The following is a 7,533-nucleotide window of genomic DNA, read 5'->3' as shown; positions in this document are numbered from 1 at the left end:
TTGTTAGCTCGGATTCAAGCTTTGAGTTGACCAGCATGCCGCATTGTTGGTTTAACCAAAAAATCAATTTTTTAACACCAAGGGATAAGTGCGCCCCAAATTTAGAAAAGTTTCGTTAAGCGATCACCAAACATGATCGAAGCATCAGTAAAGTGCTCATTAAGGTCAAAAGCAGCCCACCATTTTAACGAAATCGTTAAAATGGTGGGCTGTTTTGAAGCTATGAATAATTCGGGCTACTATTTACTCTATAAGCTGTTGGAGACATTCCAACGTAATGCTTGAAAATCCGCGTAAAATAATTCGGGTTATTAAAAGATAAAGTATAGGCGATCTCAGAAATATTTACAGAACTATTTATTAGCATATATTGAGCAGCTTTAACTTTTTGGATATTAATATATGAGCTGATTGTTTGATTATATTTTTTCTTGAATGAATGAGCCAAAGAACTTTTAGAACAGCCTAAATTTTGAGCTAAAATTGTTAAAGATAATTTTTGATTAATATGATTTTTAATATAAGATGAACATTTTTCAGGAATTGATAAAGCAGATTCATCTTTTATTTTTTGAATTTCTTTAAAACAACGAATAGCCACTTGTTTCATCCAAATTTCAAAAGGAGGAATATTTTTTTTGAATTCAATTGTCCCTAAAATGTCATCTTGTATTTTAAGAGCAACATCTATTAGTACTTGTCCGCTTTCAATAACGTTATTCATTAATAAGCTTACAAAACGAATCATAACGTCCTTTTCTCCTCGAGCATAGTTATTTTGTTCGAATATCGTACCCATATACTGAGTCAATGTTAATTTATCTAAGGCCATATTAAATTGATTAAAATTAAGATTCTTAATAGTCTTAAAAATTGTTTGTTCGTTTTTAAATTTAGCGGTTAAGTCTATTTTGGAATTAAAATCTACTTCCTTTTGAGCAGTAGGTATTTTTTTTACACATGTTTTCCAATTAGGCTTTTTCTTATTAGTAAACAATTGATAAGCCAAAGAGCTTAATGAATTAAGATTATCAACAAATTTAGTAATTTCACGATAATCTTGTGGAATATTAGTTGTATTAATGTGTGGGATTATAAGTAATCGACGAATTTTATCGATTGGAATGATTGTGACATAAAAATTATTTAGATTAACAATAGTTAAAGTATTGGGAACTTGAAGTTGGAGCGATTCTTTAGCTAATTCTGTCATATTAAAGGCATTATTATCAGAAATTAGGGAAATATCAGTTCCATTGAAAAAATAAAAATCCACTGATGCTACATTACCTAATAAGGAAAACAGTTCTTTTTTCATAAATTTGGCCTCAATCAAATATACAAAATAGTATAGTTATTTGCAAAATAATATAGTTAATTTCGTCACTGTTAATTATATACTTCCCCCTAGGTATTAACAATTGATTATTTGAAAGGGATTTATTTTATGGAAAAATTAAATTACAAAATGTATAAATCTGGGAAAAATGGGGTTTTTGCAGCTATTGCAGTTGTTGCTTTGGGTATTGGAGTAAGCGAGGGCACGTACACAGCAAGAGCGGATGTTACTGCAACTACTACGTCGACTGATAATTCAGCAAATAATAATTCTACGGATAGCGGTACTGCAACTACTGCATCAACCGATAATTCAACAAATAATAATTCTACGGATAACGGTACTGCAACTACTGCATTAACCGATAATTCAACAAATAATAATTCTACGGATAGCGGTACTGTAACTACTGCATCAACTGATAATTCAACAAATAATAATTCTACGGATAGCAACACCACTACTTCATTGGTTGATAATCCTAAAGTAACTACAGTTAATAATGGATTGGTAAATGCCATTTCTATATCCAATAACAGTATAACAACCAAGAATACAGATAATCCCATGATTAAAAGTACTATATTGGCGTCTAACAATGTACAGCCTGCTACTTCTATTGGTAAAGATAACTATTTAAAAGAACTTGGAATTGATATCAATAATTTAAATGCTAATAGTGTTTTGAAATTGGCCTCTTTATTCCATATTTTTGCAAATCAGGCTAGTCTAAGTGCCGATACTAATGGTAATTTGGCCGTTGGTATTTTAAATGATTCTAATGATTTTGGTACACGTGGTGATTCATACAATTTAACTAGTGGTGATATTTATTACATTCAACAACTGGCAAAAGATCTTCAAAGTAACGCTTTTAGAAATAAAACATTTAATCATGTAGTATTAGGCAAAGATGTTAATGTATCAATTGAAAACAACAAAGTCTTAATCAATGGTATTACTATGGATAATTTAAAACCTGAAGATGTCTATCAAGATACCAATGGGCAGAAATATATTGATTTTAGTGATGTATTCCAACAATTGGTAAAGGCATCCACTAGTTATGCTAGTACTTCTCAGTCAATAGGTGTTATTTCAAATTATTCTGATATGAATAATCGCTATATTGATGTTTCAGGAGTAGCAGCTGGAACACAAATTATTTATGTAAATGTTCCATTCGAATATTTAAGTAGTCCACAGTCAATTACAATCAAAGGAATATCTAATTTATTGACTGGTCCAACCATAGTAATTAATGTCACTGGCATTCCCGATGGAAATCAAAATATTTCTACACAAGTTCAATTAAACTACGACGATGGTACAAATTCTTTATCTAATGGGGAGTCACATTCTGAACCAAATCATATATTATGGAATTTTGGAACTGGGAACCAAACATTTAATTTTACTGAAGGCTGCTTTATGGGAAGTATTTTGGCTCCTAATGCAACCATCAACGCCGGCGTGAATATCGATGGGAACATTGTTGCTAATATAGTTAATATAACAGGTGGAGAATCGCATAGATGGGATATTCAGCCGACTCAACCGACTCAACCAACTCAACCGACTCAGCCGACTCAGCCGACTCAACCAACTCAATTAATTGAAAATAACAAAAACAATAGTCACACAATATCTTCAATTAATGGTAAAACAAATAATCAACCTAAGAATAATAATTTAGCATCTAAAAATAATACTGCTTTACCGCAAACAGGTGAAAAATCAAAAAGTTCTGTTTCAATCCTAGGTGTTCTATTACTAATATTAGGAAGTTTAACAAGTTGGTTTACCTATAGAAAGAAACGAGAAAATTAATTAATTAATTAGTTTTGATGAAATTAAAAAGGTAGTAGTGAGATTAATCACTTGGCAATGCCTTTTTTCGTTACTTCACATCTGATCTAAGGTACCAACGTTTATAACCGTTCGCCCTGTGATTTGGCCACCTTCTTCAGGTCATCAACATACTCGCGAGTGGCTTCATTCATCAAGTAGGCAATATCGATATGCAATCGTTGTTCGTACGTCCACCAATCGGTCACCCGAAACGTTTCCTTAGCACCTTTCACCCGGGCCACCTGGTGAGCAGTTGCATAGTCGGCCAACGCCTGGCTCATTGACTGAACGGTTAGCTGACCATCGGCCTCTGCTAACGTTGATTGTTCAATAACATATTCAAACGCCATAACCCCGCGGCCCCAAACATCAGCAACGGTTTGCGACTGTAAGTTAAGCGAGCGGTGAAAGAACTTTGTTAACACGGCATTAACTGCCTCATTAGTCAGGGTTTCGGCCTGCCGCCGCACAATCAAGGTGGCCCGATTAATCAACACCCGGTGAATTGCCAGGTAAATAATTGCCACGATCGCCAGTGCTGCAATAAAGAAGATGACCATTGTCATAATATTGTGTTCCTCCTCAAGTTTCGCCGCTATCAGCATACCACATGGTGATTTTGACGACAATCACCTAGAGATGTGATAAAATACTAAGATGATTATGTGACAAATAGATTGTGAGGATTTGTAAAATGACTTTTAAGGTATACTACCAATTAACAAAGACAGCGACTCCCCGGCGTGAAAACACCCGTGCTCTGTACATTGAAGCTGCTTCCGAACCAGAAGCACTGTCGCTGGTCGAAAAGAATACAGACTACAATATTGAATTTGTCGAACTGCTGGATGACAAGGCTTTAGAATTTGAAAAAAAGGATCCCAACTTTAAGTTAACGACCTTTTAATTCTGTAATCCATCAGTGATTAAATTTGTCCGGGAGATTTTTTTGCCCGGCTTTTTTTACTACTTCGAAAGGAGGAGCGCAGTGCACTACTCAGTAATCGTCAACCCCGTTGCCGGCGGTGGCAACGCTAAAACGGTCTGGGAGCAAGTAGCCCCGTTGATTACCAACCATGGAGATACCTACACGGTGACCTTTACCAAGCGACCTGGTCATGCCACCCGCCTCGGCGCCCAGCTGGCCCGCCAATTGCGGGATCAAAGCGGTCAAGCAGTCCTCGTCGTTGGCGGTGACGGGACCTTCAACCAAACACTCAATGGTCTGATGACCAACGGTATCCCTGAAGAAGAACGCGTCCCACTCGCCTATATTCCTTCAGGATCGGGTAATGATTTTGCCCGGGGCTTTGGCCTCAGTGAAAACCCGACTAAGGCAATGCAGCAAGTTCTTTCGGCGACCCACCCAACCAGGGTCACCATTGGCGAGTATAATGAAGCGATCAAACATGAACACCGTTATTTCCTTAATAATGTGGGGATCGGGTTTGACGCGGCCATTGTCAGTCGGACCAACGCTTCACAGAGCAAGAAAAAACTCAACCGGTTTAAACTTGGGTCCTTTGCCTACCTGGCTAACGCCATTTCGGTACTCTATAACATCACCTCTTTCCCCCTGTCTGTCGATTCGGGCCACTTCCACGACCACTACCAAAACGCCATGATTGTCATTGCTAGCAATCATCCCTACATCGGCGGTGGTTTCAAAGTCGCCCCTGAGATGTCCCTCTTTAATGACGAGGTGGAATTGGTCGTTGCTGAACGCCATAACTGGGTGCTGACCCTCTGGGAATGTCTTCAGTTAGCTCGTGGCAAATTGTCCAAGTCACGCTTTGCACACGTTTACCGGGGGAAACGCCTGCATTATTCGACAACTTCGCTCGAATTTGGTCAGTACGACGGCGAAGAAATGGGCAACCGTTTCGTGGACCTGACCATTTCAACTGACCACTACCCCTTCTGGGCAGACCGTCATCAAGAATAAAAAACGTGAGAGAAGCAATAAGCTTCTCCCACGTTTTTTGATAATGCAAAAAGACTAGTTGACACTTCCCGCAAAGCTTGGTGCAAAGTAAGGACTAATCGTCTGAATTTCGACGTTTTGTCCTGGTTGCGGTGCGGCAACGTATTGGTTGTTGCCAATGTAAATGGCAACGTGATAAGTGCTACCATGCTGGCCCCAGAAAAGCAGGTCCCCTGGTTGTGCCTGGGAAACTGGCTTTTGACTGACGCAGCTCTCCAGTGAAACGGTGTAGTGTGGCAGCTGTTTACCCTCACTATGGGCGTAAACATAATCAACTAAGCCAGAACAATCCATCCCACTAAGGCTGTTACCACCGTAAACGTATGGAATATTGCTATTAGCCAATTTCACCGCCAGACTAACTACTGAACCAGTCTGTAAGTCAGCATTGGCACTATTTTGCGACCCGTTTTGCTGGTTGGTAGCTGGCGCTTGGGCCGTCGAGTCGTTATTGTTAGCTGGTGTCTGCTGTTGTGCAGGCTGATTAGTAGTTTGACTGTCCTGCTGGTAATTTGCCGGAGCCTGTGGTTGGGCAACCGCCGACTGCCCCCACTGAACCTGGGGAGCAGCTGACTGCTGTTGGCTATTAGCAACATTAAATGACTGCTGCTCTTGCGGCTGGTCATTGTTGGCAGTGGTGGACTGGTTGGTAGTCTCCTGTGAGGTCGCAGTCTGCTGGTCAGCAACCGGAGCTGCAGAAGCATCCTGGTTAGGCTGAGCAGCTTGACTCTCCTGAGCAGGTGCAGCAGTTGGTTGCGCCGGTTGACTAGTCTGAACCGCTTGCTGGTCTGCTGACTGGCCAGCTTGAGCTGCTGGTTGACCAGTTTGCGCTGTCGGCTGACTAGCAGCGGGTTGTGCTTGCTGCTGTCCACTAACCGGGGCAGTAGTCGGTTGTTGAGCCTGCTGTTGTTGGTCCTGCTGCTGAGCATTGGACTGTGATTGCTGCGGAACCACCGTCGTGGCGGCCGCAGGATCAGTGGCCGGCGTTGCTGACGCCTGGTCAGCCACCTGACCACCACGAACTAATAGCCGTTGACCGACATGAATCAGGTCTGGATTACTTAACTGGTTCCAGGCCGTCAATTGGCCAACAGTCACATGATAGCGGTGAGCAATCTGCCCTAAGGTATCACCAGATTGCACAACGTAGTAGCTGTCTGCTGATGGTAAGTTTAAAGTTTGCCCAGCATGGATCAGGTCAACGCTATTGTTCAGCCGTGTAACCGATGGATTGGCTTGTTCAACCGCCTTGACTGACACGCCCGCCTGGTTGGCGAGGTTCCAAACAGTATCACCCTGCTTCACGGTGATGGTCTTGGCACTGGCTGTCGTCGCGGCAGCCGCTAACACACCAAGTGTGCTGACCGTTCCCAACATTAGTTGGCGAACGGTTTGGTGATGACCAGCCGGTTTGGCAACTTTTTTCATTCCTTAACACCCTCCCATAGATTAATCGCGACCCATTTCAGTTTTAGCTCACGTTATAACTAGCGTATCATTAGCTTTTTTATTCTAACAGCGAACGTATGATCGACTGACCACTGAAGAGCATTTATCCACCCAGAAACGGCGTCACGCCGGCCTTCACCATCAGACTATCAAATGATTAAGATTTAGTTAAATTAATAAGAGATTTATGAATTGGACCCCCGACTTTAAAGAATTTATTAACAATCATTCGATAATAGGCCATTTGATCACCAGGTTGCTACAATAAAATTAGCAGCTTGTGCTAAGGAAGTGATGAGATGGTCAACCTGTACTTTCATACTAACGATCCATCGAAAAGAAAAGCGGTGAGATGGCTAACTGACCATAATATCGCAGTCACGCAACGCAATTTGGGGAAAGAACCGCTAACTAAGGCGGAGGTGACCAAGTTGCTCACTCTCTGCTTAAACGGTACTGATGACCTCATTTCCAAACGGTCACGAGAAACTAAGTCATTAAAAATGGATAGTGAGAATGTCACCATTAACCAATTAACTGTTGCCATTCAAAAAAATCCACACATCCTGAAAAACCCAATTATTTTTAATAGTCACAAGCTGATTACGGGTTTCGACCAGGAAAAGATGGGGGTCTTCATTACCCCTCACCAGCGGCGGTTAGAATTATCCGCCCTCTTTGCAAAATTAACCAACCAATCTGGTGGTAATTTTAAAATGGCTTAACCCATCGTTAACCGCTCGTCGATAATCAAACCATCTACACCTGCTTTGAAGTGCCCCATAATTGTTAGACAAAGATCTAACGATTGTGGGGCACTTTTTATGACTAAATATAGTTCTGAATTCAAGGTAAAGCTTGTTCGTGAATGGGCAACAGATGGCTTAAGTTCATACCAGTTAGCTAAAAA

The 7,533-nt window shown here is 40.8% G+C and carries 8 protein-coding genes; 4 read left to right on the top strand and 4 right to left on the bottom strand.

Going from position 1 to position 7,533, the window contains the following annotated elements; all coding sequences use genetic code 11:
• Positions 1 to 220 precede the first annotated feature (220 nt).
• Positions 221 to 1,318 (bottom strand): helix-turn-helix domain-containing protein, encoded by a 1,098-nt coding sequence (locus ACEYV4_RS08585; RefSeq protein ID WP_373842887.1) that lies wholly within the window; start codon positions 1,316 to 1,318, stop codon positions 221 to 223.
• Positions 1,319 to 1,447: 129 nt separating this feature from the next.
• On the opposite strand from ACEYV4_RS08585, the gene ACEYV4_RS08580 reads away from it, so the two are divergent.
• The gene (locus ACEYV4_RS08580; RefSeq protein WP_373842886.1) at positions 1,448 to 3,169 is read left to right on the top strand and encodes a collagen-binding domain-containing protein; all 1,722 of its coding nucleotides are present in this window, start codon (positions 1,448 to 1,450) and stop codon (positions 3,167 to 3,169) included.
• Positions 3,170 to 3,270: 101 nt separating this feature from the next.
• Here the strand turns inward: ACEYV4_RS08580 and ACEYV4_RS08575 are convergent, their stop codons facing one another.
• Entirely contained in the window at positions 3,271 to 3,756 is a 486-nt protein-coding gene (locus ACEYV4_RS08575) for a hypothetical protein (RefSeq protein ID WP_373842885.1), read from the bottom strand.
• A 128-nt stretch (positions 3,757 to 3,884) separates the two neighbouring features.
• Here ACEYV4_RS08575 and ACEYV4_RS08570 point away from each other — a divergent pair, with 128 nt between their 5' ends.
• Both ACEYV4_RS08570 and ACEYV4_RS08565 read left to right on the top strand, forming a co-directional pair.
• Positions 3,885 to 4,097 (top strand): DNA-directed RNA polymerase subunit epsilon, encoded by a 213-nt coding sequence (locus tag ACEYV4_RS08570; protein WP_373842884.1) that lies wholly within the window; start codon positions 3,885 to 3,887, stop codon positions 4,095 to 4,097.
• Between the two features lie 81 nt (positions 4,098 to 4,178).
• Complete coding sequence (locus ACEYV4_RS08565) at positions 4,179 to 5,135, top strand: diacylglycerol kinase family protein (RefSeq protein WP_373842883.1); 957 nt, start codon at positions 4,179 to 4,181, stop codon at positions 5,133 to 5,135.
• Between the two features lie 54 nt (positions 5,136 to 5,189).
• Here the strand turns inward: ACEYV4_RS08565 and ACEYV4_RS08560 are convergent, their stop codons facing one another.
• Positions 5,190 to 6,602 (bottom strand): LysM peptidoglycan-binding domain-containing protein, encoded by a 1,413-nt coding sequence (locus tag ACEYV4_RS08560; protein WP_373842882.1) that lies wholly within the window; start codon positions 6,600 to 6,602, stop codon positions 5,190 to 5,192.
• 320 nt (positions 6,603 to 6,922) lie between these two features.
• Here ACEYV4_RS08560 and ACEYV4_RS08555 point away from each other — a divergent pair, with 320 nt between their 5' ends.
• The gene (locus ACEYV4_RS08555) at positions 6,923 to 7,348 is read left to right on the top strand and encodes an ArsC/Spx/MgsR family protein (RefSeq protein WP_373842881.1); all 426 of its coding nucleotides are present in this window, start codon (positions 6,923 to 6,925) and stop codon (positions 7,346 to 7,348) included.
• Here ACEYV4_RS08555 and ACEYV4_RS08550 read toward each other — a convergent pair.
• Positions 7,345 to 7,533, bottom strand: a 189-nt coding sequence (locus tag ACEYV4_RS08550) for a hypothetical protein (protein ID WP_373842880.1), incomplete at its 5' end; no start/stop codon positions are given. The genes ACEYV4_RS08555 and ACEYV4_RS08550 overlap by 4 nt on opposite strands.

Source organism: Limosilactobacillus sp., from assembly GCF_041859915.1.
Taxonomy (GTDB): domain Bacteria; phylum Bacillota; class Bacilli; order Lactobacillales; family Lactobacillaceae; genus Limosilactobacillus.
The sequence above is the reverse complement of the archived record's forward strand: the minus strand, read 5'-3'. Positions and strand labels throughout refer to the sequence as shown.

Coding starts and splice junctions, on each gene's coding strand:
- ACEYV4_RS08575 (WP_373842885.1), bottom strand. CDS start 3,756: ATGACAATGGTCATCTTCTTTATTGCAGCACTGGCGATCGTGGCAATT.
- ACEYV4_RS08570 (WP_373842884.1), top strand. CDS start 3,885: ATGACTTTTAAGGTATACTACCAATTAACAAAGACAGCGACTCCCCGG.
- ACEYV4_RS08555 (WP_373842881.1), top strand. CDS start 6,923: ATGGTCAACCTGTACTTTCATACTAACGATCCATCGAAAAGAAAAGCG.
- ACEYV4_RS08585 (WP_373842887.1), bottom strand. CDS start 1,318: ATGAAAAAAGAACTGTTTTCCTTATTAGGTAATGTAGCATCAGTGGAT.
- ACEYV4_RS08560 (WP_373842882.1), bottom strand. CDS start 6,602: ATGAAAAAAGTTGCCAAACCGGCTGGTCATCACCAAACCGTTCGCCAA.
- ACEYV4_RS08580 (WP_373842886.1), top strand. CDS start 1,448: ATGGAAAAATTAAATTACAAAATGTATAAATCTGGGAAAAATGGGGTT.